This window comes from Sphaerospermopsis torques-reginae ITEP-024, assembly GCF_019598945.1.
In the GTDB taxonomy this organism is placed as follows: domain Bacteria; phylum Cyanobacteriota; class Cyanobacteriia; order Cyanobacteriales; family Nostocaceae; genus Sphaerospermopsis.
Genome location: NZ_CP080598.1, coordinates 5,070,756 through 5,095,567, shown reverse-complemented (window position 1 = coordinate 5,095,567; position 24,812 = coordinate 5,070,756). Strand labels below are relative to the sequence as shown.

Sequence of the window (24,812 nt, the reverse complement as noted above, 5' to 3'; positions counted from 1 at the left end):
GTTTGCCCCTACTGACTCCTGTTGTAAACAATAAAATCAAATAAATAATGCGCCATTTCCAATTTAGAACAAGGGGGAATTTCTATTTCTCTTCCTTCTTTATCTAAAAACACCGCTTGATTATGATCACTCCCAAAACCACTATCAACTTTATCAATAGGGTTCGCTACAATTGCATCTAATTTTTTCCTCTGTAATTTCTCTTTCGCAGGTGTGACAATATCCCCGGTTTGTGCTGCAAAACCGATTAATAATTGCTGGGGTTGTTTGATTTTTCCTAATTCAGCAACTATATCCGGTACTGGTGCAAGGGGTAAATTTTCGGGAAGCGATCGCTTGGGTAATTTCTCTGAACTATAATCTCTTGGTTTTACATCCGCAACCGCAGCAGACATAATAATAATATCTGCATTTAGTAACTTTTCTAACATCACGTGCTGCATTTGTTCCGCACTAACTACAGAAATTGCTTCTACTCCTAAAGGTGCATCCCAACTTGCTGGACAATGCACTAATGTAACTTCTGCGCCTCTGTGCAATGCTGCCTGTGCTAATGCTAATCCCATTTTACCAGTTGAAGGATTGCCTATAAACCGCACGGGGTCTAAATATTCTCGGGTTCCCCCAGCACTGATTAAAACCCGCTTCCCGCTTAAATCTTGAATTCCTTGGGTGTGTAATAAAGATTGAATATTAACAAATATTTCTTCCGGTTCGGCCATTCTTCCTGCACCGATGCGATCGCACGCTAATAACCCAGAACCTGTTTGCATACCATAAAATCTTTTATCTGTCAATAGTTGCTGCCAATTTCTTTGTACTGCTACCTGTTCCCACATATCCGTATTCATAGCGGGTGCTAACAACACAGGACAGGTAGAAGCCAAGACAGTATTTGTTAACAAATTATCTGCCATTCCATAAGCTAACTTAGCCAAAGTATTAGCAGTTAAAGGCGCAATGACAATTAAATCAGCCCATTCCCCCAACTCTATATGTAAAGGGCGAGAATAAATAGGTTGCCAAAAATGCTCATCTGTATAAGCCTGATGACGGGATAAAGTGGCAAAAGTCAAAGGTTTGATAAATTCCTGAGCAGAATTTGTGAGAATCACTCGTACTTCTACCCCAGATTTGAACAAACTAGAAACCAATTCACAAACTTTATAGGCGGCGATACCACCGCATATAGCAACAATAACTTTTTTGGATGGGAGATTTACAGATGATGGCATTATCTCTTTATTTTATTTAATACTTCTTTAGGGACTTGATCTTCAGAAATTGGAAATCCATGATAGGTTGGATAACCTTGTTCATCAAAAGTATTATCTGAATGAAATACATAGAATTTAACACTTTCCTTGTGATATCCATAACGTTTTTCACTATTGTTATTACTGCTACATATAGAACTATTTAAAATTTTTTGAGCTTCTTCATCTGTTAAATCCATAGGAGTAGCATTTTTCCAATATCCTTGAGGATCATGTTTAGAATGAAGTTGATAACGAGGACATATTTTTTTAGTCTGTTTAATAGTAGTCAAATTTGTGATAGTTATATTTTTTTGCGGAGAATTTATAGATTCTTGAAATTCAACTTCTATATTTTCGTGAATAAAATCAGGGTTATTTTGTAAACTAATTAATATACCTTCCAATTTAGCAGCACCAGCTAACGAACTCGATGAAACATCTTGTTTTTGATAGTGACATTTACAATCATTAAAAAAATCCTGTACATCTATAAAAGGTCCCTTGCTTAAAAGCCTCAGTAGAATCATAGCGATTTTTTGTTGTTCAGAATTTTTTGAAGTCTTATGTTTAAAAATCCATTGACTTACGGTGAAATCAGAAGATAGCTTTTGAGCAGCAAAACTACTGTGAGTCTGAATCGGAACACCATTTTGAAGAACACTGATTTCCTCTATAATTTCCAAGATATGTTTCATTAATTCATCAGCTTCATAATTATTAGATGCTTGTCCAATAAAAGAAAGCTCATTAATCAAAAAGTGCATTTATAGTAACTCCATTAAATCTTTTTCAGCTTGATCGAAAAAACCATCAGGCCATTTATCAATTCCTCCATCTGGATAAATTCGAGGAGTAATAATTTCTGTTGTTGGTTGTCCTTTTTTTAAATATCTTTCAAAGTAGTTAATTTGCACTTTTTGAGAATCAAGTTTCTGATGACGTACTGTTTTACGAATACCATTTAAAACATGATCGCTATGAGTTTCTAATATTATTTGAATACCACAACTTGCTGCTAAGGCAATTAATTCTCCCATCTTAGATTGTCCTCTAGGATGAAGATGAGCTTCTGGGTTCTCTAATAAAATTAATGTATCTGAAGTAGCAGATAATATAGCAACAATGATCGGTAAAGTATAGGTAATTCCAAAACCTACATTAGTTGAACGATAAGAATTATTATCTTCATAGGAATATTGTAAATTCGCTACATCCATTGCTGAATGTAATTTTATATCAATTCTTGTTCCAGGGCTAATTTCTCCTAACCAGGCTTCAACTTGACTTTTTAAAATATCAGACTGTGCTGATGGATGCGATAGTTGACTATGTGGAATTTTTTTATATTCATTTATGGATAGGAAATGGGGAGTAAATTCACCTTGACTGCCAATTTGCTGATGTTGTCTGACTTTAAAATCGGACATTTGGAAATAATTTCTCGGTGCAATTCTTTCTGCTTTTAAGTAATGAAATTTATCGTTAAAAAGACATGATTTATAAATTGCTACATCAGCACTTGACAATGGAGATATTTGCATTATATCTGATTCACGATCACAATCAAAAATCCAAGTACCTTTAATATCATTATTCATGCCAATTTCTAAAGTTATTAAATCCTCTTTGGCTCTTTTAAAAAGAGCATCTTGTCCAGTACCTATAGATACTAAATCACCGTTTAATACTAAACCTACCCTATCTAATAAATCATCCTGCTGAGAAGATTGACGTAATAGTAATAGAGATTGCAATACAGACGATTTACCAGTGCTATTTAATCCAGAAAGTAGAGTTAATGGTTTTAAAGAAAAAGATTGATTTTCAAATGGTTTGAAATTTTTTAAAGTTAAAGAACTTAACATGATAAAACCTCTTGAATTATTTGATTAATTTGTTCAAACCGATATTGAACTTTACTAGATGCTTGAGATACGGATTTCAGAAAATCAGCATCTTCTATCATTTTTTGTTTAAATATATTATTCAATTTCTCTTTATGATTGATTAATTTTTCAATTTCTTGAGAAGTTAATTTGCTTAAAGTAACTGACCAAACTTCAAACAGAGACTTATTAACTGGTGATTTTTGTGATTTACGAAAAGCCGAATTTCCAAATATTTTCTCAGATGCATTCATAGCTGTAATAAATTTATTCTCTACTTTCTCTATGTAATTAGTATCTATTTTATTTAATTGCTGCATTACTTCATTCAAGAAATAATTACGACCTTTATTGACAGGATAATATTCATAATCATTTAAAGTAAATGCTAGAAAACCAAGTATAAATTCATGGTCATCCATACGTTTCTTTTTTTTTGGACTCAAATTTGTGACTCTTTCAAATTCTGGTAATTTAGCGAATCTCTTCAGAATTTCTATTGCTGGTCCAGGGTTAATTGCTTGTCTAAGTTCTTGCTTATTAAGAGGTAATCCTCCTGTATTAACTCTTTCAAAAATATTATACTTAACTTCAGTAGGAGTTCCAGGTTCAATTAAATAAACTGTTAATTCTGTTTCATCTATACGTCTTTGATAATGACGAGGTAAATCATCATATTTATTCTTTTCTAAATCGCTTAAAAATTGTAATCCTGTTAATTTAAGAGATTTATCTAAAATAAAACTTTTGAATGTATTAATTCTTTGTAAACCATCTATAATAATCCATTTATCATCATCCGTCGCATCTATATAAAATGCTGGCAGCGGAATCCGAATCAAAAGAGATTCAATTAAGCGACTCTTGGCTTTAGTAGTCCAAATACCAGATTGTCGCTGAAAATCAGGAGCTAAGTCAATTTCATCATGTTTAATTCTTTTTAGTAGTAAATCCATTGTCATGGGTTTCGTTTTAACCCTAATTTTTGTAGGATCAAATGGTTCTAAGTTTTCATCCTCATCTTGTTCAAAATTAAAATCATCATCTAATTCATTTTCTTGATCTAATAATTCCGCCTGTTGATTATTTGTGATCATTATGACAACCGTTCCTAATTACTTAGATACAAAAAACTGTATATCATTCTCTAATGATACCAAATAATTCATCTACACAAATCATTTAGGTGTTGACTGATAGCATGGCTACCTTGGCATAAGCCTATATTGTTATTGCATCCATTTGTATGCTTCTATTTGAATCATGTAATGATTGTTCGCTTAAAATGATTTTTATAAGGGTTTAGCAAGGCCAAACCCTTACATAATTCTGAATTGTGAGGTAAAATCTCTATGCTTCGTCGTAGGGTTCTAAATCTAACAAGTAGATGTAAGGCTCAACTAATTCTGGACGCTGAAAGGCGATCGCTCGCAGTAGATGCCAATCATTTAAACCCTCAAAAGCATTGCTATAATTATCCAATTCCAGACGAGTAGCCAAATCTTTTACATCTGTTGCTGTCATGGCAGCAATTTCTTTCTTGGAAATGCTTAGAGTTGTCATAATGCTTGCCCCTCCCTTTTGCAGCACTCGCATTCAGCCGTGGGTGGAGTTGAGCTAAATGAGCTAGAATATTCCACCCAATCTATATTACTAATTAGTGGGCATGAAATATGTAAACATTTAGCTGATTTTTATCCTAAAATTGTAAAAAATTGATAACTTAACCCTCCGCAATTGTCTTGATCACAAATTTTCGCAATACCTCCAACATTTCTAAATTGATTTCATGTCCCATCACAAATTCATGATATTCCACTACCACTCCTAATGCTTCTGCCACTTCCTGAGCTTTGGTAGCGGCTGACAATGGTACAACTTGATCCTGTGTGCCGTGCATAATTAATGTGGGTGGAAAATTGCCTTTTTGTAAGTTAGCAAGTTGAGGATGTGGATACCCACTCATCACTACCAAACCAGCGAGAGGTAAAGTTAACCCCACATCCAACGTCATTGCACCACCTTGAGAAAACCCACTCAAAAAGGTGCGAGACAAAGGCACTCCTGTCATACTTTCTAAAGACTGCAACCAATCTATCAATAATTGACGACTTTCTGGCAATCCTTGATACATATTCTCATCCCGCAAATCATACCACTCCCTACCAACAGGGGAATAGGGATAGGGATAAGGAGCATTAGGAAACAAAAATTCACAATCAGGTAAATTGAAATAAGAGGATAAAGATTCAACATCCTCCGCATTTGCACCCCACCCGTGTAACGTAACGATTAAAGCGGATGGTGTTTTTTCTGTTTTTGGCGAAATTCTAATGAAATCTAATGTCATGATCAATTATGTTGTTAGTTATTTAGTTAGGGCTGGTAATTGGTAATTGGTAATTCAATACTGTTCGGTTAAGGATTTTTGTAGGTTGGGTTGAACGAAGTGAAACCCAACAAACCCTTGTAAATGTTGGGTTTCGTTCCTCAACCCAACCTACGTTATTTCGTTGTTTTGGGCTTAACCGAAAAGTATTGATTGGTAATTGGTAATTGCTAAAAACTCTTAACTGTCACCTGTCACCTGTCACCTGTCACCTAAACATTTACCAATTTCTCCATCCTCCCTTGGGTGCGGTTTCAGTTTCTCCTTTAAAACCGTGATTTTGCATAAGTTTATGGTATTCCGTACTACTTGCCCAACGGTCAATTTCCCTAGCTCGCAATACGGGTACTGGGTGGCTTAACTGGGCGGTGCGGGCTTCTTTCACCATTACACCCAGTTCCGTTTTACTAATGTCATCATAAGCACGGGCTTGGGCAACAAAAGCATCAAGATTTAATTGAGGTGCTAAGGTGGGAGAACCACCGGCTAACTTCATTAAAACTGACATGACAACTCTGGGGTTTTGGGTAGCTAACAAAGCAGCGCGATCGCAAGTAAACTCTGCACAACGTACCCATTCTAATAACTGTGCTTGTAATGTTTGAGCTAAAACCGCACCCACATTAGGTAAAATTGCAGCCGCTAAAATGAGTAAGTTCACAGGTGTTAAATAAACACTATGATCGCATTTGAGATGTCCTAACTCATGGGCAATAACCGCTTGTATTTCTTCTGGTGTGAGCATATCAATTAAAGAAGTATGCAACACCACAAATGGCTGTTTACCCCGCATGGCAAAAGTATAAGCATTAGGGGCGGGATGTTGACGCACGTATAATTGAGGTGGTTCAATATCTAAGATGTTGCAAGCATCTAATAATAATTTGTGTAAATCTGGTAATTGTTTTTCACCCACCAATACACTAGCAGCAATATTTTCTACATAAAAAACCTGTTCTGCCATTGGACCTAGCCAATTTCTGACCATCATATCTATACCAGGAATTTGCTTGAGAGTTCTTGTAGCTTCCAAGTCCAGAGGATGACGGAAAGAGTCAGCTTTTAAACCAATTAGAGAAGTTTTAACTAAAGACATAATGATGGCAATCAATAAAAAATATAATTCCCACAGCTAGTATAGCGATTTCAGACCCGTGATACTTGTGGGTACAGGCGATCGCCTCAAACTCACTCCTGGGAGTTTTACTCCTGACTCCTGAAGTGCGAAGCGTGGTGAAGCCGTACTCCTGAACTCCTGACTCCTGACTCCTATACGGGCAACCACGGGGGGTTTGCCCCTACTGCTGTATCTAAAAAAAGGCAAAATGGCACTGAGGAAATTTTAGGTAGTACCGCTACTGTAGAGATGCAACCAGGCGATATTTTTGTGATCGAAACTCCAGGAGGAGGAGGTTTTAGTTAAATAGTGCTAAAAACCAAGGTAGCTTTTTTCTAGTTGTGGTTTGTAGTGTGGATAACTTCTTACTTAAATGCTATTTGGTAATTAGTCATAGTTAATAGTTGATTGGGAAACCTAAAATTGATTACCCAGTCACCAGTCACCAGTCCCCAACTTTAGACTTTTTATACTAGTGCTATAAAATGTTTACTGTTTACCTTTGTCTGGCTAAGGCTAAACTGTGGGGTGCTAATTTGAGTAGGTCTAATTTAGCTAATGCTAATTTGACTAGGGCTAATTTGTGCGGTGTTAATCTCTCTGAAGCTAATCTTCGGGGTGCGAGGCTGCACTATACTAAGTTATATGGTGCGAATTTGAAGGGCGCTTGTTATGATGACAGCACGCGCTTTTCTAAGGGTTTTGATCCCGTTAGTCATGGTATGCGGAAATTTTGACGTTTTGGTTTTGTTGCTGGTTATGGGGATAAATTTGGCGATCGCTCTTGTTTTTATCTATAGCAGGAGTCAGAAGTAAAACCCTCTTTTAGTAACAGTTTCATTATCAATTAATGTCTTAACCAACCTGTCCAGGGCTATAAAATTTTAACCTATAGCTGTAGCCATTAAGATTGGGACATAAACCATAGGAATTACCAAATATAACAGGAGTCTGTAGGGGTTTAGCATTGCTAAACCTCTACAATATTCCGGTTTAGAACCTGAATTTTAGTACAAGTTTCCATCCCTAATAGGGATTATTCAATGTTGCAATAATTTGTTCTAAGATTGTAATTGACATACTACTCACCCTAAAAGGGCAGAGATTCTGGGCTAAACATTAAAAAGACAACAATGGCAGCTAAAGATAAATTTCATACTGTGGTGAGAAGAGCTTTAGAAAAGGAGGAGTGGAAGATCACTGATGATTCCCTACGACTGGAAGTTGGCGGAACCAAGTTTGAAATTGATTTAGGTGCAGAGCAACTTTTGGCCGCAGAGCGGGGTAAAGAAAAAATTGCAGTTGAGGTTAAAACGTTCCTAAGTGATTCACCACTAACCGATTATCATGCCGCATTAGGACAATTTTTGAATTATAGACTTGCTTTAGAAATCAGTGATCCAACTCGTATTCTCTATTTGGCAGTACCAATAGGTGTTTATGAATCTTTTTTTAAGCGGGAATTTGCCCAAATTTCAATAGAGAGATATCAGATTAAACAAATTATTTATGACCCAATTGAAGAGGTAATTTTACAATGGATACCATAGCATCTTATCGCAATATCATTCAGTCTTTGTTGACTGCTTATGCTGCCATCCCGATAGCCAATGGTAAGATTGATTGTTACACTGTTTTTGATACTAAACAAGATCATTACCAAGTCATGAATGTTGGATGGGATGGCCATCGGCGTGTCTATGGTTGTGTTTTACATTTGGATATTAAAGAGGGAAAAATCTGGATTGAGCAAAATATGACGGAAATGATGGTGGCTCAAGAACTTGTAGCGCGAGGGGTTGCAAAGGAAGATATTATTTTAGGTTTTCAAGCTCCTGAAATGCGGGAATATACAGGCTATGGAGTTGGTTGATTGTATTTTAATCATAATTATTTCATGTTGCAACTTTGCAATTTTATAGATTGATTTTGGGTACTATCTCCAGTTTCAATCCCTAATAGGGATTATTTAATGTTGCAACACCCAAATAATCAGGCTGATAATAATTTCAATTGCGGTTTCAATCCCTAATAGGGATTATTTAATGTTGCAACATAATTTAAATAGCCCTAAGTGGCAGAAAGAATTTCAGTTTCAATCCCTAATAGGGATTATTTAATGTTGCAACAAGAGATATTCTAAAGGAAGCTGGTCTATCGTATGTTTCAATCCCTAATAGGGATTATTTAATGTTGCAACCTTCAACTTTAATCCTCAATAGCACTGTCAGGAAAATGGTTTCAATCCCTAATAGGGATTATTTAATGTTGCAACTTATGTGTGGGATTGAGGTTAGAAACAGCAAGTTTCAATCCCTAATAGGGATTATTTAATGTTGCAACAAATTTTTTAGTGCAGATGATCATTTTTCTTATAGGGGTTTCAATCCCTAATAGGGATTATTTAATGTTGCAACAGAATTATGGTGGTGTTATAGAAAATTTGGTTTTGTTTCAATCCCTAATAGGGATTATTTAATGTTGCAACCTGTGACAGCTAATTGATTGAATGGTCCACCTATTTGGACTATAAAGTTTCAATCCCTAATAGGGATTATTTAATGTTGCAACACAGAATAATCATCAACTTTGTTAAATTCTGCTGATAAATGGTTTCAATCCCTAATAGGGATTATTTAATGTTGCAACTACTTATGGGCTATGGATGCCCACACTAGAGGTTAGTTTCAATCCCTAATAGGGATTATTTAATGTTGCAACATGAATATTTTTATTATTCTTATATATAATGAATTTACCTGTTTCAATCCCTAATAGGGATTATTTAATGTTGCAACCTGAATTAAGAAAATTTGTAAGCGATTTAAAAGAGTTTCAATCCCTAATAGGGATTATTTAATGTTGCAACCGTAAAAGCAATAAATTTTGGAGAATTGTTAGAGGTTTCAATCCCTAATAGGGATTATTTAATGTTGCAACAAAATAGGTCGTCTTCACTTGGTATCCACCGATGTTTCAATCCCTAATAGGGATTATTTAATGTTGCAACGTCATTTTCAGATTGAATATGCAGGTAGTTGAGGTTTCAATCCCTAATAGGGATTATTTAATGTTGCAACAGCGGCATCCTGGAAGCCTAGATATATGTAGTTTTCAAGGTTCGGTTGCGCGGATGTTCTAATGATAGTCCATTTCAGGAATTGCGTCAAGAGGGAAAAACGCTGAAACCAGGACAGCGTAAGGTGCGCGGGTGGTTGTTCTACACAAATAACTCCCAACCCTTGCATAGAGAGAGATCCAGGCATTTTTTTCAACACCTCAAAAATTACACCCACCCATCCGCGCATTTCGGACTAAAAACTAACCTTCCTCCGTTGCTGGTAAAGGAAAAACTTCCCCAGCCAAATAATCAGAAAAATGCTTCTGAAAATATAACCAAGAAGTCATATCTTCCCCTTCCATAAAAGCATTCGGCGCTTGCTTATACAAAGGCACACGGTTATTAATTTCCGCTTGTAACAGTGGGGGTAACTCTGTAAAACCGCCCACCTTGCCACCGGTAGCACTATATATAAGTTGTCCTGGTTGTTCACCCATCTTCATCCAAGGCAACCATTGACCAATTCTATCCCAACTTAATTTTAATTCTGTGACGGAATTAAGTTCTGAGTTGAGCAAATCTGCACTCTTGACAGAGATTTTAAATAACTCAGCCGCTTGATAAGTTGGAGATGGACAGTAGGAAGCAAACTGGGGATCTTCTGCCAAAGGGTTGGGATAATGGGGAAACAGATCAAAGACAAAGGTAGTATTTTCACCTTCCACCTGTACAGGCAGTTTACCTTTAAACTTACCTTGTACGGGATTATTAGCCACGTGCATCACCGTCACAGTTTCCCCAGTCCAAGGATTTTCCCATTTTCGCAAAATTTCATCAGTTTCTGGGTTGAGGTAATAAGTCAGTTCTCTAGAAGTAAAATCCCAACGACCTTCAGCAGTGGGAATACACCGACTTACGCTCATACCGATGATTTTAAATAAAAGTTGTCGCTTTTCCCCAGGGACAAAGCTATAAATTTTACCTGTCCAAACTAAAAAAGTCGATTCATTAGGATCTAAGGAAGAACGAGTTTTCACCCATTGTTGGGCATCAACTTCTTGGATGTGGGCTACCATATTCTGTATATTTTCTCCTTATGATTATAGTAGGGACTGGTGATACAATTTTGGATTTTGGATTTTGGATTTTGGATTTTGGATTGTATTTCATGAATCCAATCTAAAATCTAAAATCTAAAATCTAAAATTCTCCTGACTCCTGACTCCTGACTTAATTTTTTGCTACTAAAGTCCAGAAATAACCATCTGGGGCAACAAAAGAAAAACTCATTTCTCCAAATTCATTATTTACAATATTAGTAAACTTCTGTACATTACTTGCCCGAATTTTATCAAAATAATTGTGTATTCCCTGCACACGATAAGTGTAAAGACACATTCCTAAACTTCCTGGTTGAGCAAATGTAAAATGTGATTCTAAGGGGATATTTTCTGAAAAGCGTACAATATAAAGTCTACCGCTGCGAGCTTCCATTAAGTTGGTTTGAGAAGAACGGGGATCATCAAACGCTGTCACAATAAACTTTTCCCCTGGATGGAGGTCAAAAAAATCTCGTCCTGCAAAAGAAGATTCATAGCTGGTTTCTACATCATCTCGCACACGCAACAAACCCAAAACTTCTTCATAAAACCGCAGGGTTTCTTTGCTGTCGTCTTGAACTACTAACCCCAAATGGGTAAACTGACTGGTGCTAAAAGGTGCATTGTGATTTATTTTGCCATAGTAGGGCATGACATAACCAAAGCGTTGAAATAACACCTGTCGCGTCAAAGGTTGCAGCAGTAGCATTTCTCTGACTCCTACGGCTGGATCAACAAAGGGACGGTTTTTGTATTCTTTTTGATAAATGACTTCCCAGTAAGGGTAAGTATATCTAATTGTATGACCGGCGGCTCTGGCATTTTCCGCATGGTTTAAAATCCCTAATAAATCAGCGGTTAAAGTCGTAGTCCAGCGATTACCCTTGATTTTCATGGAACTGATACCCAAACCTTGATTTATGGGATTTTCCCAAGTCATCAATCTGATTAAACCATGATCTGCATCTTGGTGATTAAGACGAATTGCTTTTAAAGGGGAGTTTACCCCATATAATTGATACGCTGTTTCTGCGTTTAATTCTCCCACTGATCCAATGCGATAACCAAATTGTTGCCAATATTGAATTGCTAAAATCGGCTCTGTAACGCCAATACAAACTTCATAGATACCTTCAATTGTCGTAGTTTTTACTTGAGTCATGGCCAAATAAATTTGGGTGTAAACTGTTACTTATTGTATAAATTCCGTTAGAATAACAAACAAATCTGTTCAACTGGAAATGATATCAGAGATATGTAAGCGTTCAGCTATCAGCAGTCAGCTAAAACCGCTTTTTAGGCTAATTTTCCAGGAATTTTAGGAGAGACTGACACCAAAGATCAATTCCTAGCTCCTCGCTGAAAATGCTTATAAATCACAGATAATAGCTGATTACTGACGGCTGAATACTTACAGAGATATTTTGCATCAGTCCTCATACAGCTAGAGAGATGTTCCCACATCCAAAACCGCAAATTGGTATAAATTAGTATATTGTAGGATATTGAACAAAATTTTCAGTATTTTTAGTCAGGATGCTTTACTGTATTGTATAAGTTATGTCAAATCATGAGCGATCGCTTACTACCTCTGATTCTGCTTTATTAAATCAAATAGTCTCTCAGGTCTGCCAAGCCCTAATTACTATTCAACAACAGCAGCCAGAATTATTAATGGAAAAGTACAGAAAAGTCCAATGGCAAAAAACAGCTAATCAATCTGCTTTGAGTGCTAAATTTACAGAATTACTCAGTCAAACTCGCAGTAAGGAAGAACTAATAAATAAGCTACAACTATATTTAAAAGCTTTCCTAGTTCCCGCAGCTTTAAATGTACCAATTATATCAGAATTAATTGCTGAAATTAGAAATCACAATCCTGTTATATCTGATTTAGATAGATGTTTAAATTCTACATTGTTTCCGGCTTTAGTAACAGTAGGAATAGGGGTTTTACTTTTAGATGCGGAAAATTTACAACTTAATATCAATACAGAAAAATTTTTAGGAACTATTTGTCAATGTCCGATTCAAGTGAAAATTGCCTTTGCTAATTGGAGTAATCGAGGTAAACTAGATGTAGAATTACATGAACGTGGTTATGATTTGATTCATGTTCCTGCTGGTAGGGATAATGCAGATGGAAAAATGATTGCTTTTGGGTCTTCTATTCATGAACTTTATCCCAAAGCTAAAGAAGTTTTCGTTTGTTCATCTGATAAGGTAATGACGAATTTATGTAACAATTTACAGCAGCATGGATTAACTGTATATCAAGTCAGTCAGCACGGGGAAAATATCAATATCTTAAATAATACCACAGGTGAAACTATTATCCATAGCATTAAACCCTTACCAGAAATACCATCTATTGATCAATTTGTTCTGCAAGTCAAACATTTAATTAAAGAAGAACAAAAGCAAACAGCTAATTATTGGATTAAACTGTCTCAAATTTCTAAATTATATAAAACTCAATATCAAGTAAATATTAGTAATATCGTTGCTAAATATTTACCAGGTAAAAGGGCTAAAGATATTTTTATTAGCTATCCAGCAGATTTTGTGATTCATCAAGTTGATGATGTAGGAGAATTATACATCACGCTTTTTGAACAACAACATTTTTCCCAAAAAGAAGATATTAATCCAGCAGAAAATAATAAAAACTCTCAGGTTAAAAATAACTCATTAGTGAATAGTTTAACCACCAAATTAGATTTAGAAAAGGCTATAAAAAATATTTGGGCAGAGTTAAGCAAACAATCTAAAAATGAAAGTTTTGATATTAGTATTCTAGCCAGTAAATTTAAGCAAAAATATGGTAAACCGATTACTGAACAAATGAAAGAGTTACAGATAGGTGGTACATTTGCCAAGTTTTTACAATCTTGCAGTGATTTTCAAGTTCAACTCAAAGATAATAAATGGCAAGTAATTAAACTTAATTCTCCTAGCTCTGGATCTGTATTATCATCTGTTTCATCAACTAATATCAATTCTGCTGCTGACTTAGAAAAAGCACTAAAAATGATTCTTACAGAGTTAACGAAAACAGCAAACAACAACTATGTTGATATTGGAATTTTAGGAATTAAATTTCATCAACAATATGATAAACCTATTACTAAGCAAATGAAAGAGTTACAGATTAATGGTAGTTTTCTCAAATTTTTACAGTCTTGTAATTCTTTCCAGATCCAGCAGAAAGGGAATAAATATAAAATATTACCATCAGTCACTATGACATCAGGATAAGTATATGAGAACTCTCTGAAAAAGATGTAGGGACAATTCATGAATTGTCCCTACCAAGGGTTTCAAATTACGCATATTTAATTTTCGGAGATATCTAATAAGTTTTTGAATACTACTAGAACGTCGATTCAGTAATGCTAGGTAATCTGTTTTTACCTTGTAGGGGCGAAGCATTCGGGTGATAACCTATCACTGAAACCATTGATATTCTGTCCTAATGCTTCGCCCTTACGATTAATGAATCGGTGTTCTAGAGGGTTTAGGCTTTTGTAAGGATGTATGCTAAAATAAAGCCAAGTTTAGTTGCTTTTTTCACAAATACTATTTATGGAGATTGAAAAAATGCTAAACAATCAATCTATTACCGAAATTACTTTACAAGATTTAGAATCATTGATTGATAGAATTGTTGATCAAAAAATTAATCAGATTAATGTTGCTAAAAACAACATGGAGAAAAATATTGTCGCATCATTGACAACTGATGCTGCTATAAGTGTCGGTGAAGAAATTTTAAAAGATTTTCATCCATTAGTTCAATCTGATGGTATTTTTAAAGACGATCCTTTCTTTGATGATTTTGTTGAAGAAATGGCTAAAAATCGCCGTGAATTAGATGGAGAAATAGGTGAAAATGACGAATAAAACTGATATTCTTGATTTTGAAAATCAAATGTCCACTAAACTAATCTCAAGTATAAAGGTGAAATTATGCAACTAGAGGATTATTTTGAATTTTTAGATCCAGACGATATCCGTATTAAGGGGCATAGAATTGGTATTGATGATGTGATTGATTATTACTTCCAAGGGTTTACACCTGAACAAATTCTGGAAGAGTTGCCATCACTGAATTTAGAAAAAATTCATGCTACGATTACCTACTATCTCCATAATCGTGCGGAAATAGATGCTTATATGTTGCGTTTGGCTAGGTGGCGAGAACAGCGTTATCAAGAAGCTGCGGCTAATCCTTCACCTATGATACAGCGTTTGAGAGCAATAAAGGCACAACGAGAACAGGAGCGGCTTAATCTTGTATGAAGATCCGTTTCTTACTCGATGAAAATTTGTCACCAAAGATAAAGTTTGCTGTTTTGCGTCTTAACCCAGCAATAGATATAGTTCGTGTGGGTGATCCAGATGCTCCCCCTCTAGGAACACTAGATCCAGAACTCCTGCGTTATCTGGAAGTATTTCAACGGTTATTGGTAACATACCAAACATTTTATGAATTTTTCCTAATACGAATGTATGCTACAATAAAGCTCAGTTTAGTTCAATTCTAGCTTAAAAGAAATTGATATTACTACTGGAGGTAGATCAAATATGCTAAACCAGTCTATTACCGAAATGACTTTACAGGATTTAGAATCCTTAATTAATAGAATTGTTGATGAAAAAATTAATCAAATAAATTTCGCTAAACATAACAAAATAGAACAGTCTGAACTTGTTAAAAACATACATATTTTTCAAGAAAGCTTAAAGCAAAAATATGGTGAATTTTCTGATTTGACAGAATTATTACAAGAAGATAGAGACAGATGATCACAGATAAAGTTGTCATTGATAGTAGTGTAGCCATTAAATGGTTTATTGCTCAAGATTATTCATTAGAGGCAAATAAAATTCTTGATGCTTATCAATCACAACAAATTACCTTGATTGCTCCAGACTTAATTTATGCAGAAATTGGTAATATTGTCTGGAAAATACAGCGATTTCAAGGTTTAACAAATCAGGACGCTGAGATAATAATTGATTTATTTCAACAAATACAATTAAAAATATTTCCTGCCGATGAATTATTAAAAGATGCCTATCAGTTTGCAGTGAATTATCAAAGAACTGTCTACGATAGCCTTTACCTAGCTTTAAGCATTAGAGAAAACTGTAAATTTATCACTGCTGATGCAAAATTGTACAATGCTATTTATCCAAAAATACAAAATATTCAACTGATAAAAGATTGGATTTAAATATGAGCGATCGCTCAAAACAATTTATTTTCTCATCAAAGATCCACTCTACTTGTTGATTCTTTTGATTAAATGAAGGTCCTTTGATCATCTTATACGAAGTTGAATATTCAGTTCTCGCAGATATTGGTATATTTTTTAATTGAGCGCATTTATTTCGGAAGTTGTAAATTCCCTATGAAAAAACATTCTAAATGTAGGGTGCGTCAGTATGAATAATTTCTTGCTGTAGCCAGAGTTCATAGCACTGACGCACCCTACTAACTACCGACAGTGAAGAATGGATTGATAAATTAGATTGGATTCCGTTTTAGGAATTTCACAAAAATAAATATTACAGGTTTTCAGCATATAAGATATGAAGTTACGAACAATCGTAGTTGCGCCAGTTTTGCCGATTTCTGCTAGAGTATGATCGCACAAAGTTCTGCAATTCCTTGAGGATGGAAATATTTACTTAATATCAAGAGACATGAGACTATTTTTATATTCTACAATTATGCTTGAATTAGAAAGTTGAATAAGAAAATCAGCACTTTTATCTCAACTTGGAGTGTGTCAGTGCTATAAACCCCAACCATACCGATAAATTACTCATACTGACACACCCTACTAACTAAGAAAAGTAAACTAATCGCCATTAATTGTGAAACTCTGATTAACATAATCTCGTTGGATTACCTCCAAAATTCGAGTAATTTTGCTACAACTCTATATAAACAGTCTCACCAGTCTCTGACAACTTTTACCACAGCTACTTTTGACCATTTTTCCCAAATACTATTGGGAACTCTCAAAGTATATCGTCTTCTGTAGCCTCCTTGACCTTCTTTATCAAGGTTTTTCGCTCCTAAAAACACACCAGAACTATCTATAAATTCAGCCCTAAAGCCATGTTGCAATAATTCAAGTTTTAAGTAAGCCTCTCTCAGTGCAGGGCTTCTTTCTGCTTCTGGAGGAATTGAAAATTCAACAATCCACTCTACTTGTTGATTCTGTTGATTAAATGCAGGTTCTTCGATCATCCTATACGAAAATGCTGCATAATCTCCTACAGAACCAGAATTAAAAACACTATAATCCCATTTTGTATCTGATAAACTTGGAGTCCGTTCAGAAGGAGTTGATGGGAGAGTTACTGTAGGTGATGGTGTAGGTGATGGTGTTGGTGTTGGCTTCACCTCCCGAATTTTAGCATCTACTTTTTCCCTTTTTGATTGATAGCTTTCTTTGAGATTAGTAACCCTTGCTGAGATAAAAGTATCAGATGGAATATCATTTAAAATCGCCAGTGCCTTATCCCATTTCTCCTTAACCGCTTCATATTCACTAACCGTTTGCGCCTTTCCTATCTGTTTATCTGCATCTTTAGCCTGTTGTTCGGCTTCGTTAATGGAGTCAATCGCTTGATTTTCTTTATCTAAACGACGTTGTATCTTGGTTAATTGACTTTGATAATCGGAAAGTTCATTTTTGGCAGTATCATATACCTTAGCAGATGGTGGTATAGTTTTTAATTGAGCGATCGCATCTTGTAACTGCTGTTGAGATGCTCGTAATTCTTCCACATTCTTGGCATTTTCTGACAACTTTTGAGATGTAACAGCTATATCTTTTGCTTGTTGATATTGCGAACTAAACTTTTCATCAACAGCACAGTTATCCAGTGGCTTACAAATAATTGGAATATGAGCCGATTGAGTTCCTAAAAAAACTGTTCCCAGCAGGAAAATACCTATGGAACTCCACATAATTATCCGAGGTGAGTTATTTGGCTGAGAAATGCGGCTCTTTTGAACAACTGAATTTTGCTTTGATTTAATTTGAGTAGATGATGTTTGTGATGGTGACTTTTGTTGCTGAGATGTTACCTGAGAAGATTTGCTTGAAGACTGATAAGCTTTTTTAGTTGTTAATTGTGAAGTTTTTAAATCTTTTAAAACTTCTTCAGCAGATTGATAACGATCTTGATATTCCACTTCTAATAACTTATCTAAAATCTCACCTAATTCTTTACTAATAGGTTGGTTTAAATATCCTCGCCAAATTTTCACCCAACCGTATCCATATTTTTTCCAAAGATCCCAAGGATGAACTTCTGTTAGCAAATGAAGACAAGTCGCACCCAAACTATATAAATCACTGGCAGGATATACTTTCCCATCCTGCATTTGTTCTAAAGGTGCATAACCAAAAGTACCAATTGATGTTCCTGTTCTAACTGTTCCCTGGAGTTGTTTTGACGCACCAAAATCAATTAATATTAATTTGCCATCACTACGACGACGCATAATATTTTCTGGTTTAATATCTCGGTGAATTACGCCATACTCGTGAACTACCTTCAAGGTTGTTAATAAATCTTGTAATAAGGCGCGGATTTTTGATTCTGAGAATATTCCCTGGTTTTCTAATTCTTGTAATAAATTTTCACCGTCAATGAATTGTTGTACTAAATACAGACGGCTATTTTCTTCAAAATAAGCTAACAGAGTAGGGATTTGTGAATGTTCGCCGAGTTGTTGTAATTGTTGCGCTTCTTGTAAAAATAATTCTGTGGCTCTTTGTAGTCCTGCTGTTCCTTGGATTTGAGGTGCAAATTGTTTAATAACACACTTTTCATTTAGTTTGTCAATGTCTTCCGCTAAATAGGTTTTGCCAAATCCGCCACTACCTAATGATTTAATCGGACGATAGCGGTTTTTCAATATGACTATATCAACGTTGCAGTTAGGACAGAATTGGGTATGTTCGGGAACTGAGGGGTTATGACACCCTGGGTTGAGACAACATATCTGATTCATGGTTGTGCAGTGCTAGATACGTTTATGATTAAATATCTACTAATATATACGAAATACACTTAAATTGACAATTGACTGATTTTTTCCCCAGTAAGTATGCTAGAATTAAACCTGTTTAGTTAACAGACAATTTTGATATTATATAAACTGTAGTTAAAACAAACCTGATATTACCACTGGAGGTAAATCATAAATGCTAAATAATCAGTCTATTACCGAACTGACTTTACAGGATTTAGAATCCTTGATTAATAGAATTGTTGATGAAAAAATTAATCAGATTAATCTTGATCAAGATCACAAAATAGAACAAACTGAGATTGTTCAAAACATACACATTTTATCCGAAGATTTTGAAAAATCTAATCCTTTTGTTCAGTTTGATGGTATTTTCAAAGACGATCCGCTTTTTGATGAATTTTTAGAAGAAATGGCTAAAAATCGCCGTGAATTAGATGCAGAAATAGCTGCTTATGAATCTTCTTTAGAGGAGAATAAAACAGCGTGAGCAGATATATTCTTGATACTAATATTGTGACTTTTTCTCAACAAAGTTCCTGATTTAAAAATGGAATATTGGACGGTAAATCTATAGTTAAACTTTGATGGAATGAAGGACAAAGCCAAAAACTTCATCCTTCATATTTTTGACCAACTATTGCCATTTTCTATAATGTCCGCTTCTGTGTATTCGGGAAGATGATCATTTTCTAAACCTCTCATGGCCTGTTCAAGAGAAAATTGATTCCATTCTTGATTTTCTGTATTATTCCTAGATGAGAACAGAGTATTACAAAGTGTTAGTCTTTTTTCTTGCAATACTTCTCTAACCATCTTCTTAATCAAAGCTTTTAATTCTTGGGTTTCCATGATTTGACCTTTTATATTCTAAGTAATTATCCGAACTTAATATTATTCTTTATCATCAAAATTAACATCTTGATAAATGTCAACTAAACTAATTTCAAAATCAAGATGTTGCAACTTGACAATATCATCTTCAGATTTATACTCTCTAAAAATCCATTCTCCCTCATTAGTTTTGCTGTAGTGCATTACCAAATATTGATTTTGTTCCACTAAAACATATTCCTTAAATTGGGGAATGGAACGATAAAAATTAAATTTATCACCTTGATCATAATTTTTCGTAGACTTAGATAAAACCTCAACAATTAATAAAGGATTAGTCACAGTAGTATTATTTTTACTTGTATAACTAGCTTGACCATCAGTTACAATTACATCAGGATATGTATATTGTCTTAGTTGTGGAATCCATAAACGCATATCTGCCATAAAAACTTCATATTTTTTGCGTCTCAGGGCATATAATAAAATAGCAGCAATAGCTAGTGTAATTTTATTGTGATTACCACTTCCTCCAGTCATAGGTATAATTTCTCCATTGCGATATTCGCTTTTATAAAGTGCTTTTTCCTCTAATTCTAAATATTCTTCAGGTGTATAAGTATGTATGCGAGTTTGTACTTCCATATTGTTTTCCTTAATTCGGTTAATTGCAGAGGATGAAGGACAAAGCCAAAAACTTCATCCTTCATACTTTTAATTACGCTTCATCCAAAGCTGCAATACCAGGTAAAACCTTACCTTCCAACAACTCCAAACTAGCACCACCACCAGTAGAAATGTGGCTCATTTGATCAGCCAAACCTACTTTTTCCACAGCGGCCACGGAATCACCACCACCGATAATGGTAATTGCGCCGGTTTTGCCAATTTCTGCTAGAGTATGAGCGATCGCCTCAGTACCCACAGCAAATTTATCAAACTCAAACACACCCATAGGACCATTCCAGATTACAGTCTTACAATCAGCCAAAGCTGCTTGGAAAACCTTCACAGAGTCAGGACCAATATCCAAACCCATACCATCAGCAGGGATATTTTCAATGCTGACAGTAGTAGCATTAGCATCAGGCGCAAACTTATCAGCCGCTACAATATCAGTAGGCAACAAGAAAGTAACACCACGTTCCTTAGCTTTAGCTTCCAAAGACTTCGCCAACTCTAACTTATCTTCTTCCACCAAAGACTTACCAACATCCAAACCACGCGCTTTGTAGAATGTGAAAATCATTCCACCACCGATGATCAACTTATCGCACTTTTCCAACAAAGTTTCAATCACACCAATTTTGCTAGAAACCTTAGAACCACCGATAATAGCAGCTAAAGGACGTTGAGGAACTTCAATTGCACTTTGTAAATATTGCAATTCCTTCTCAACCAAATAACCAGCTACAGAAGGGCTTAAAAACTTAGTTACACCTTCAGTAGAAGCGTGAGCGCGGTGTGCAGTTCCAAAAGCATCGTTTACATAAAAATCAGCGTTTGCTGCCAATTTTTGAGCAAATTCCGGTTCATTCTTTTCTTCTTCCTTGTAGAAGCGCACATTTTCTAACAGCAACACTTGGCCATTGTCCAAAGCTGCAACTTTAGCAGCAACATCATCACCAATACAGTCATCAGTTTTGATAACTTCCTGTCCCAACAACTCAGAAAGACGTTTAGCAACCGGAGTTAAACGCAATTTTTCATCTACACCCTTGGGACGACCGAAATGGCTTGTTAAAATCACCTTAGCACCCTTTTGGGTCAAATCTTGGATAGTTGGTAGCGCCGCCCGAATCCGAGTATCATCAGTAATATTGCCTTGATCATCCACAGGCACATTAAAATCAACCCGTACTAAAGCGCGTTTTCCAGAAATATCAGCAGCAGATAAACTTGCTAAACTTTTTTTCGACACAGCCAAATTCTCCTGATTATCTTTTTGTTATTGTTTTGAAAGTATCACCATCCAGATTTTACCGGAGTAAGGGGTGTGAAGATTAATTTATGTTTAAAACAGTTCTATTTCCCATTGACCAAAGTCGTGAAGCACGGGAAGCTGCTGACCTAGTATCTAAGGTTGTGCAGCAGTGCAGCAGTCGTTTAGTATTGCTCTCAGTAGTGGAAGAACCAGCACCAGAAGCACCAGGAGGCGATCCTATGGTGTCACCAGAAGCGGTAGCTAAACTACTGGAAAATGCCCAAGCTTTATTTTCTCAGCAAGGTATCACTGCTGAAGTCATAGAAATACAAGGTAAACCAGCTTTTACTATCTGTGATGTTGCTGACGAGATAGGAGCAGATTTAATTATTATGGGTTGTCGCGGTTTAGGACTAACTGATGAAGGCGCAAATGATAGTGTCACAACCAGGGTGATCAATCTTTCACCTTGTCCTGTTTTGATTGTGCCTTAGATCAAGAAACAGGTAATGGGTAATGGGTAATGGGTAATATTATTCCCAGTCACCAGTCACCAGTCACCAGTCACCAGTCACCAGTCACCAGTCCCCAGTCCCCAGTCAAGTAGTGAAATTTCGGTAAAAAACCGTACTTCCAGCGAATTTTTTTCTCTAGATTAGTCCTCTAGACTAAAATAAGACTAGAGACAAAACTTGAAGCTACTGAGTACAAGCACTCAGTTAAATATAAGCAAAATGGGATTCTTTGACTCTGAAATAGTTCAACACGAAGCCAAACAGCTTTTTGAAGATTACCAAGCACTGATTCAACTTGGCAACAACTACGGCAAATTTGACCGCGAGGGCAAAAAGCTGTTTATTGAGCAGATGGAAGCGATGATGGATCGATATCGCGTCTTTATGAAGCGGTTCGAGCTATCAGAAGATTTTATGGCGCAAATGACCATACAGCAACTAAAAACTCAGCTAAATCAGTTTGGTGTTACACCACAACAAATGTTTGAGCAGATGAATATTACTCTGCAAAGAATGAAAGCTGAGTTGGAAAAACAGGTATGATTGGGGAATGGGGACTGGGGACTGGGGAAAAAAATTTTAGATTTTAGATTTTAGATTTTAGATTGGAGCTAACAAAAACAATCCAAAATCCAAAATCCAAAATCCAAAATCCAAAATAAAAAACTCCTGTCACCTGTCACCTGTCACCTCTAATTTGACTTAGGACGTGGAAACTGAGAAGTTGGTTTAAATTTCTCAACTGGTACGCCTTTGAGAGCTTGCTGCATAAAATCACGCCAAATAGGAGCAACCATACCCCCACCAGTTGCACCGCTGGATAATTGTCGGTTGTCATCTCTTCCCACCCAGACAGCGGTTGTGAGTTGTGGCACAGTACCGACATACCAAATATCTTTTTCTGAGGAAGTTGTGCCAGTTTTACCACCAGCGGGTCGTCCTATATCTGCTGCTTTACCTGTACCACTGGTGACTACAGCCTGTAAAATATCTAGAGTTGCTGCTGATGCCCAGGGGTCAAGGACTCGCTGGGGTTTAGGTGTGTTATCCAGTAAAACGTTACCACTACTATCAGTAACTCTGACTATGACTGTTGCTGGTGATTGCCAGCCATAATTAGCAAAGGTAGCGTAGGCACTCGCCATTTCCAAGGGAGTCATACCAATAGCACCTAAAGGCAGGGAGGTAACAGGTTCCATTGGACTCATGATACCCAAAGTCCGACAGGCTTCAATAACTTTATTCATCCCTATAGCTTTACCAAGTTTAATAACTGGTATGTTTCGAGACTGAGCCAAAGCGGTACGGATAGACATTGCGCCAGCAAAACCCCCATCATAGTTTCTGGGAAAATACCAACCATTGCCATCTCGGTAGCTAACTGGGGCATCTATGACTGTGCTATCTGGTGCATATTTACCAGTGGCAAAGGCAGCATAATAAACGAAAGGTTTAAAAGCCGAACCTGGTTGTCTGAGTGCTTGGGTAGCGCGGTTAAATTCACTGGCTCTGGAGTCTACACCACCTACTAAGGCTTTAACAAAATGTGTGCGTGGATCAACTGCGACTAAAGCAATTTGGTTATTACGCAACCCTTGACCAAGTAAGTTTTTATGCCATTGTTTAACGGTTGCTTCTGCCATCATTTGGAATTTGGCATCAACGGTGGTTTGCACCCGCATTCCACCTTTAAGTAGTGTATCCCTGCCAAACTTTTTCACCAGTTCCTGAGCAACAGTATTGCTGATATAAGGTAGGGCGCTACCTTGAAATGACTTAATTCTTCCTAGTTTAATTTCTTCATTGAGGGCATCATCATATTCTTTTTGGGTGATCCACTGCAAGTCTAACATCCGCCCCAACACTTCTTTTTGTTTTTGTTTTGCCTTTTTCATGCTGGCAAAGGGGCTAAATTCTTCGGGCGCTTGGATCAAACCTGCCATCATGGCTGACTCACCCAAGGTTAAAAATTCTGCGGATTTGTTAAAGTAAGTACGAGCCGCTGTTTGTACACCGTAGTTATTATGACCCCAATAAACTTGATTGAGGTACATTTCTAAAATTTCGTTTTTCTCCAGAATTTGTTCTAAACGAATGGCTAAAACCGCTTCCGCTAATTTGCGGGTAAAGGCTCGCCTATGAGACAAAAACAGGTTTTTTACTAACTGCATGGTGATGGTAGAACCACCTTCTTTCACCCCACCTGCTACCATGTTCACTACTATAGCACGTCCTACACCGGAAGGGTTAATGCCGTGGTGACTGTAGAAGTGACCATCTTCACTAGCTAATACAGCGCGTTTGAGGTTGGGTGAAATTCTATCTAAGGGTACTACTTCGCGGTTGGCTTCACCGTGAATGCTTGATATGAGTTTACCTTTAATGTCATATATGTATGTGGTTTCTGTGGGAGAAAAGCTGCGTAGCTGTCTCACGTCTGGCAAGTTGCGGAAACTAATGGCTAGTCCCACTAGTCCCCCCGCTACAATGGAGCTTGAAAGCAGTGTAATTGATAATAGGGTAGCTCCAGTTACCTGACCTACGCCTTTAAAAAATTCAAACCCAGATGAAGCCTGGTCTTGGGGGTGCTTGTTTACAAAAGTCCTAGAAGACACGGCGGTTTTACTTCCTCACTAATAAATATAAATGTAATTGATGAAATGAA

At 36.3% G+C, this 24,812-nt stretch carries 25 protein-coding genes, 2 pseudogenes and 1 CRISPR repeat array; of the genes and pseudogenes, 13 read left to right on the top strand and 14 right to left on the bottom strand.

What is annotated here, in order from left to right; all coding sequences use genetic code 11:
- Positions 1-8: 8 nt before the first annotated feature.
- From coaBC to K2F26_RS23670, 7 genes are all read right to left on the bottom strand, one after another.
- Complete coding sequence (gene coaBC, locus K2F26_RS23700) at positions 9-1,235, bottom strand: bifunctional phosphopantothenoylcysteine decarboxylase/phosphopantothenate--cysteine ligase CoaBC (RefSeq protein WP_220609739.1); 1,227 nt, start codon at positions 1,233-1,235, stop codon at positions 9-11.
- Positions 1,235-2,023 carry a hypothetical protein gene (locus K2F26_RS23695; RefSeq protein ID WP_220609738.1) on the bottom strand — a complete coding sequence of 263 codons (789 nt, stop codon included), beginning with the start codon at positions 2,021-2,023 and terminating at the stop codon, positions 1,235-1,237. Before K2F26_RS23695 ends, coaBC begins: the two co-directional genes overlap by 1 nt.
- Positions 2,024-3,124 carry an AAA family ATPase gene (locus K2F26_RS23690; protein ID WP_220609737.1) on the bottom strand — a complete coding sequence of 367 codons (1,101 nt, stop codon included), beginning with the start codon at positions 3,122-3,124 and terminating at the stop codon, positions 2,024-2,026.
- Positions 3,118-4,242, bottom strand: a complete 1,125-nt coding sequence (locus tag K2F26_RS23685; protein WP_220609736.1) for a DUF262 domain-containing protein — start codon at positions 4,240-4,242, stop codon at positions 3,118-3,120. The genes K2F26_RS23690 and K2F26_RS23685 overlap by 7 nt, the downstream gene beginning before the upstream one ends.
- Positions 4,243-4,495: 253 nt before the next feature.
- Entirely contained in the window at positions 4,496-4,708 is a 213-nt protein-coding gene (isiD, locus tag K2F26_RS23680; RefSeq protein WP_220609735.1) for a protein IsiD, read from the bottom strand.
- Positions 4,709-4,868: 160 nt separating this feature from the next.
- Positions 4,869-5,495 (bottom strand): alpha/beta hydrolase, encoded by a 627-nt coding sequence (locus K2F26_RS23675; RefSeq protein ID WP_220609734.1) that lies wholly within the window; start codon positions 5,493-5,495, stop codon positions 4,869-4,871.
- Positions 5,496-5,754: 259 nt separating this feature from the next.
- Positions 5,755-6,630 (bottom strand): M48 family metallopeptidase, encoded by an 876-nt coding sequence (locus K2F26_RS23670; RefSeq protein ID WP_220609733.1) that lies wholly within the window; start codon positions 6,628-6,630, stop codon positions 5,755-5,757.
- A gap of 180 nt (positions 6,631-6,810) precedes the next feature.
- Between K2F26_RS23670 and K2F26_RS25270 the strand changes: the two are divergent.
- The 4 genes and pseudogenes from K2F26_RS25270 to K2F26_RS23650 form a co-directional block, all read left to right on the top strand.
- Positions 6,811-6,957, top strand: a pseudogene (locus K2F26_RS25270) (hydantoinase B/oxoprolinase family protein); the annotation flags it as partial.
- 200 nt (positions 6,958-7,157) lie between these two features.
- Positions 7,158-7,388 (top strand): annotated as a pseudogene (locus K2F26_RS23660) (pentapeptide repeat-containing protein); the annotation flags it as partial.
- Positions 7,389-7,784: 396 nt separating this feature from the next.
- Positions 7,785-8,201: a XisH family protein gene (locus K2F26_RS23655; RefSeq protein WP_220609731.1), complete on the top strand. Its 417-nt coding sequence runs from the start codon at positions 7,785-7,787 to the stop codon at positions 8,199-8,201.
- Complete coding sequence (locus K2F26_RS23650; protein WP_220609730.1) at positions 8,189-8,524, top strand: XisI protein; 336 nt, start codon at positions 8,189-8,191, stop codon at positions 8,522-8,524. Before K2F26_RS23655 ends, K2F26_RS23650 begins: the two co-directional genes overlap by 13 nt.
- Before the next feature lie 72 nt (positions 8,525-8,596).
- Positions 8,597-9,731: a CRISPR direct-repeat array (repeat unit 37 nt; unit sequence GTTTCAATCCCTAATAGGGATTATTTAATGTTGCAAC).
- 241 nt (positions 9,732-9,972) lie between these two features.
- On the opposite strand, the gene K2F26_RS23645 is transcribed toward K2F26_RS23650, so the two are convergent.
- Positions 9,973-10,788: a DUF1838 domain-containing protein gene (locus K2F26_RS23645; protein WP_220609729.1), complete on the bottom strand. Its 816-nt coding sequence runs from the start codon at positions 10,786-10,788 to the stop codon at positions 9,973-9,975.
- Positions 10,789-10,942: 154 nt separating this feature from the next.
- Positions 10,943-11,974 carry a VOC family protein gene (locus K2F26_RS23640; protein WP_220609728.1) on the bottom strand — a complete coding sequence of 344 codons (1,032 nt, stop codon included), beginning with the start codon at positions 11,972-11,974 and terminating at the stop codon, positions 10,943-10,945.
- Between the two features lie 398 nt (positions 11,975-12,372).
- On the opposite strand from K2F26_RS23640, the gene K2F26_RS23635 reads away from it, so the two are divergent.
- The 6 genes from K2F26_RS23635 (at position 12,373) to K2F26_RS23610 (ending at position 16,052) form a co-directional block, all read left to right on the top strand.
- Positions 12,373-14,070: an NYN domain-containing protein gene (locus K2F26_RS23635; protein WP_220609727.1), complete on the top strand. Its 1,698-nt coding sequence runs from the start codon at positions 12,373-12,375 to the stop codon at positions 14,068-14,070.
- 327 nt (positions 14,071-14,397) lie between these two features.
- Entirely contained in the window at positions 14,398-14,715 is a 318-nt protein-coding gene (locus K2F26_RS23630; RefSeq protein ID WP_220609726.1) for a hypothetical protein, read from the top strand.
- A 66-nt stretch (positions 14,716-14,781) separates the two neighbouring features.
- Positions 14,782-15,114, top strand: a complete 333-nt coding sequence (locus K2F26_RS23625; RefSeq protein ID WP_220609725.1) for a DUF433 domain-containing protein — start codon at positions 14,782-14,784, stop codon at positions 15,112-15,114.
- Positions 15,111-15,359, top strand: a complete 249-nt coding sequence (locus K2F26_RS23620) for a hypothetical protein (protein ID WP_220609724.1) — start codon at positions 15,111-15,113, stop codon at positions 15,357-15,359. Before K2F26_RS23625 ends, K2F26_RS23620 begins: the two co-directional genes overlap by 4 nt.
- Before the next feature lie 40 nt (positions 15,360-15,399).
- Positions 15,400-15,621, top strand: a complete 222-nt coding sequence (locus tag K2F26_RS23615) for a hypothetical protein (RefSeq protein WP_220609723.1) — start codon at positions 15,400-15,402, stop codon at positions 15,619-15,621.
- Complete coding sequence (locus K2F26_RS23610) at positions 15,618-16,052, top strand: type II toxin-antitoxin system VapC family toxin (protein ID WP_220609722.1); 435 nt, start codon at positions 15,618-15,620, stop codon at positions 16,050-16,052. The genes K2F26_RS23615 and K2F26_RS23610 overlap by 4 nt, the downstream gene beginning before the upstream one ends.
- Positions 16,053-16,777: 725 nt before the next feature.
- Here the strand turns inward: K2F26_RS23610 and K2F26_RS25030 are convergent.
- Positions 16,778-18,856, bottom strand: coding sequence for a protein kinase domain-containing protein (locus K2F26_RS25030; RefSeq protein ID WP_246605473.1), 2,079 nt, complete (start codon positions 18,854-18,856; stop codon positions 16,778-16,780).
- Between the two features lie 193 nt (positions 18,857-19,049).
- Here K2F26_RS25030 and K2F26_RS23600 point away from each other — a divergent pair, with 193 nt between their 5' ends.
- On the top strand, positions 19,050-19,364 hold the full coding sequence (locus K2F26_RS23600; RefSeq protein WP_220609721.1) for a hypothetical protein: 315 nt from the start codon (positions 19,050-19,052) through the stop codon (positions 19,362-19,364).
- A gap of 131 nt (positions 19,365-19,495) precedes the next feature.
- Here K2F26_RS23600 and K2F26_RS23595 read toward each other — a convergent pair whose 3' ends face one another.
- From K2F26_RS23595 to K2F26_RS23585, 3 genes are all read right to left on the bottom strand, one after another.
- Positions 19,496-19,726 (bottom strand): hypothetical protein, encoded by a 231-nt coding sequence (locus K2F26_RS23595; protein ID WP_220609720.1) that lies wholly within the window; start codon positions 19,724-19,726, stop codon positions 19,496-19,498.
- A 42-nt stretch (positions 19,727-19,768) separates the two neighbouring features.
- The gene (locus K2F26_RS23590) at positions 19,769-20,353 is read right to left on the bottom strand and encodes a Uma2 family endonuclease (RefSeq protein WP_220609719.1); all 585 of its coding nucleotides are present in this window, start codon (positions 20,351-20,353) and stop codon (positions 19,769-19,771) included.
- Positions 20,354-20,426: 73 nt separating this feature from the next.
- Positions 20,427-21,629 carry a phosphoglycerate kinase gene (locus K2F26_RS23585; RefSeq protein WP_220609718.1) on the bottom strand — a complete coding sequence of 401 codons (1,203 nt, stop codon included), beginning with the start codon at positions 21,627-21,629 and terminating at the stop codon, positions 20,427-20,429.
- A gap of 89 nt (positions 21,630-21,718) precedes the next feature.
- On the opposite strand from K2F26_RS23585, the gene K2F26_RS23580 reads away from it, so the two are divergent.
- On the top strand, positions 21,719-22,126 hold the full coding sequence (locus K2F26_RS23580; RefSeq protein WP_220609717.1) for a universal stress protein: 408 nt from the start codon (positions 21,719-21,721) through the stop codon (positions 22,124-22,126).
- A 240-nt stretch (positions 22,127-22,366) separates the two neighbouring features.
- Positions 22,367-22,690, top strand: a complete 324-nt coding sequence (locus tag K2F26_RS23575; RefSeq protein WP_220609716.1) for a DUF1825 family protein — start codon at positions 22,367-22,369, stop codon at positions 22,688-22,690.
- 149 nt (positions 22,691-22,839) lie between these two features.
- On the opposite strand, the gene K2F26_RS23570 is transcribed toward K2F26_RS23575, so the two are convergent.
- Entirely contained in the window at positions 22,840-24,762 is a 1,923-nt protein-coding gene (locus tag K2F26_RS23570; protein ID WP_220609715.1) for a transglycosylase domain-containing protein, read from the bottom strand.
- Positions 24,763-24,812: the final 50 nt, after the last annotated feature.

Excerpts from the sequence above, each read along its gene's own strand:
- K2F26_RS23615 (WP_220609723.1), top strand. The coding sequence starts at position 15,400 with ATGCTAAACCAGTCTATTACCGAAATGACTTTACAGGATTTAGAATCC.
- K2F26_RS23645 (WP_220609729.1), bottom strand. The coding sequence starts at position 10,788 with ATGGTAGCCCACATCCAAGAAGTTGATGCCCAACAATGGGTGAAAACT.
- K2F26_RS23640 (WP_220609728.1), bottom strand. The coding sequence starts at position 11,974 with ATGACTCAAGTAAAAACTACGACAATTGAAGGTATCTATGAAGTTTGT.
- K2F26_RS23630 (WP_220609726.1), top strand. The coding sequence starts at position 14,398 with ATGGAGATTGAAAAAATGCTAAACAATCAATCTATTACCGAAATTACT.
- K2F26_RS23690 (WP_220609737.1), bottom strand. The coding sequence starts at position 3,124 with ATGTTAAGTTCTTTAACTTTAAAAAATTTCAAACCATTTGAAAATCAA.
- K2F26_RS23685 (WP_220609736.1), bottom strand. The coding sequence starts at position 4,242 with ATGATCACAAATAATCAACAGGCGGAATTATTAGATCAAGAAAATGAA.
- K2F26_RS25030 (WP_246605473.1), bottom strand. The coding sequence starts at position 18,856 with ATGAATCAGATATGTTGTCTCAACCCAGGGTGTCATAACCCCTCAGTT.
- K2F26_RS23650 (WP_220609730.1), top strand. The coding sequence starts at position 8,189 with ATGGATACCATAGCATCTTATCGCAATATCATTCAGTCTTTGTTGACT.
- K2F26_RS23625 (WP_220609725.1), top strand. The coding sequence starts at position 14,782 with ATGCAACTAGAGGATTATTTTGAATTTTTAGATCCAGACGATATCCGT.
- K2F26_RS23610 (WP_220609722.1), top strand. The coding sequence starts at position 15,618 with ATGATCACAGATAAAGTTGTCATTGATAGTAGTGTAGCCATTAAATGG.
- K2F26_RS23635 (WP_220609727.1), top strand. The coding sequence starts at position 12,373 with ATGTCAAATCATGAGCGATCGCTTACTACCTCTGATTCTGCTTTATTA.
- coaBC (WP_220609739.1), bottom strand. The coding sequence starts at position 1,235 with ATGCCATCATCTGTAAATCTCCCATCCAAAAAAGTTATTGTTGCTATA.
- K2F26_RS23670 (WP_220609733.1), bottom strand. The coding sequence starts at position 6,630 with ATGTCTTTAGTTAAAACTTCTCTAATTGGTTTAAAAGCTGACTCTTTC.
- K2F26_RS23590 (WP_220609719.1), bottom strand. The coding sequence starts at position 20,353 with ATGGAAGTACAAACTCGCATACATACTTATACACCTGAAGAATATTTA.
- K2F26_RS23580 (WP_220609717.1), top strand. The coding sequence starts at position 21,719 with ATGTTTAAAACAGTTCTATTTCCCATTGACCAAAGTCGTGAAGCACGG.
- K2F26_RS23620 (WP_220609724.1), top strand. The coding sequence starts at position 15,111 with ATGAAGATCCGTTTCTTACTCGATGAAAATTTGTCACCAAAGATAAAG.
- K2F26_RS23595 (WP_220609720.1), bottom strand. The coding sequence starts at position 19,726 with ATGGAAACCCAAGAATTAAAAGCTTTGATTAAGAAGATGGTTAGAGAA.
- K2F26_RS23655 (WP_220609731.1), top strand. The coding sequence starts at position 7,785 with ATGGCAGCTAAAGATAAATTTCATACTGTGGTGAGAAGAGCTTTAGAA.
- K2F26_RS23575 (WP_220609716.1), top strand. The coding sequence starts at position 22,367 with ATGGGATTCTTTGACTCTGAAATAGTTCAACACGAAGCCAAACAGCTT.
- K2F26_RS23600 (WP_220609721.1), top strand. The coding sequence starts at position 19,050 with ATGCTAAATAATCAGTCTATTACCGAACTGACTTTACAGGATTTAGAA.
- K2F26_RS23675 (WP_220609734.1), bottom strand. The coding sequence starts at position 5,495 with ATGACATTAGATTTCATTAGAATTTCGCCAAAAACAGAAAAAACACCA.
- isiD (WP_220609735.1), bottom strand. The coding sequence starts at position 4,708 with ATGACAACTCTAAGCATTTCCAAGAAAGAAATTGCTGCCATGACAGCA.
- K2F26_RS23695 (WP_220609738.1), bottom strand. The coding sequence starts at position 2,023 with ATGCACTTTTTGATTAATGAGCTTTCTTTTATTGGACAAGCATCTAAT.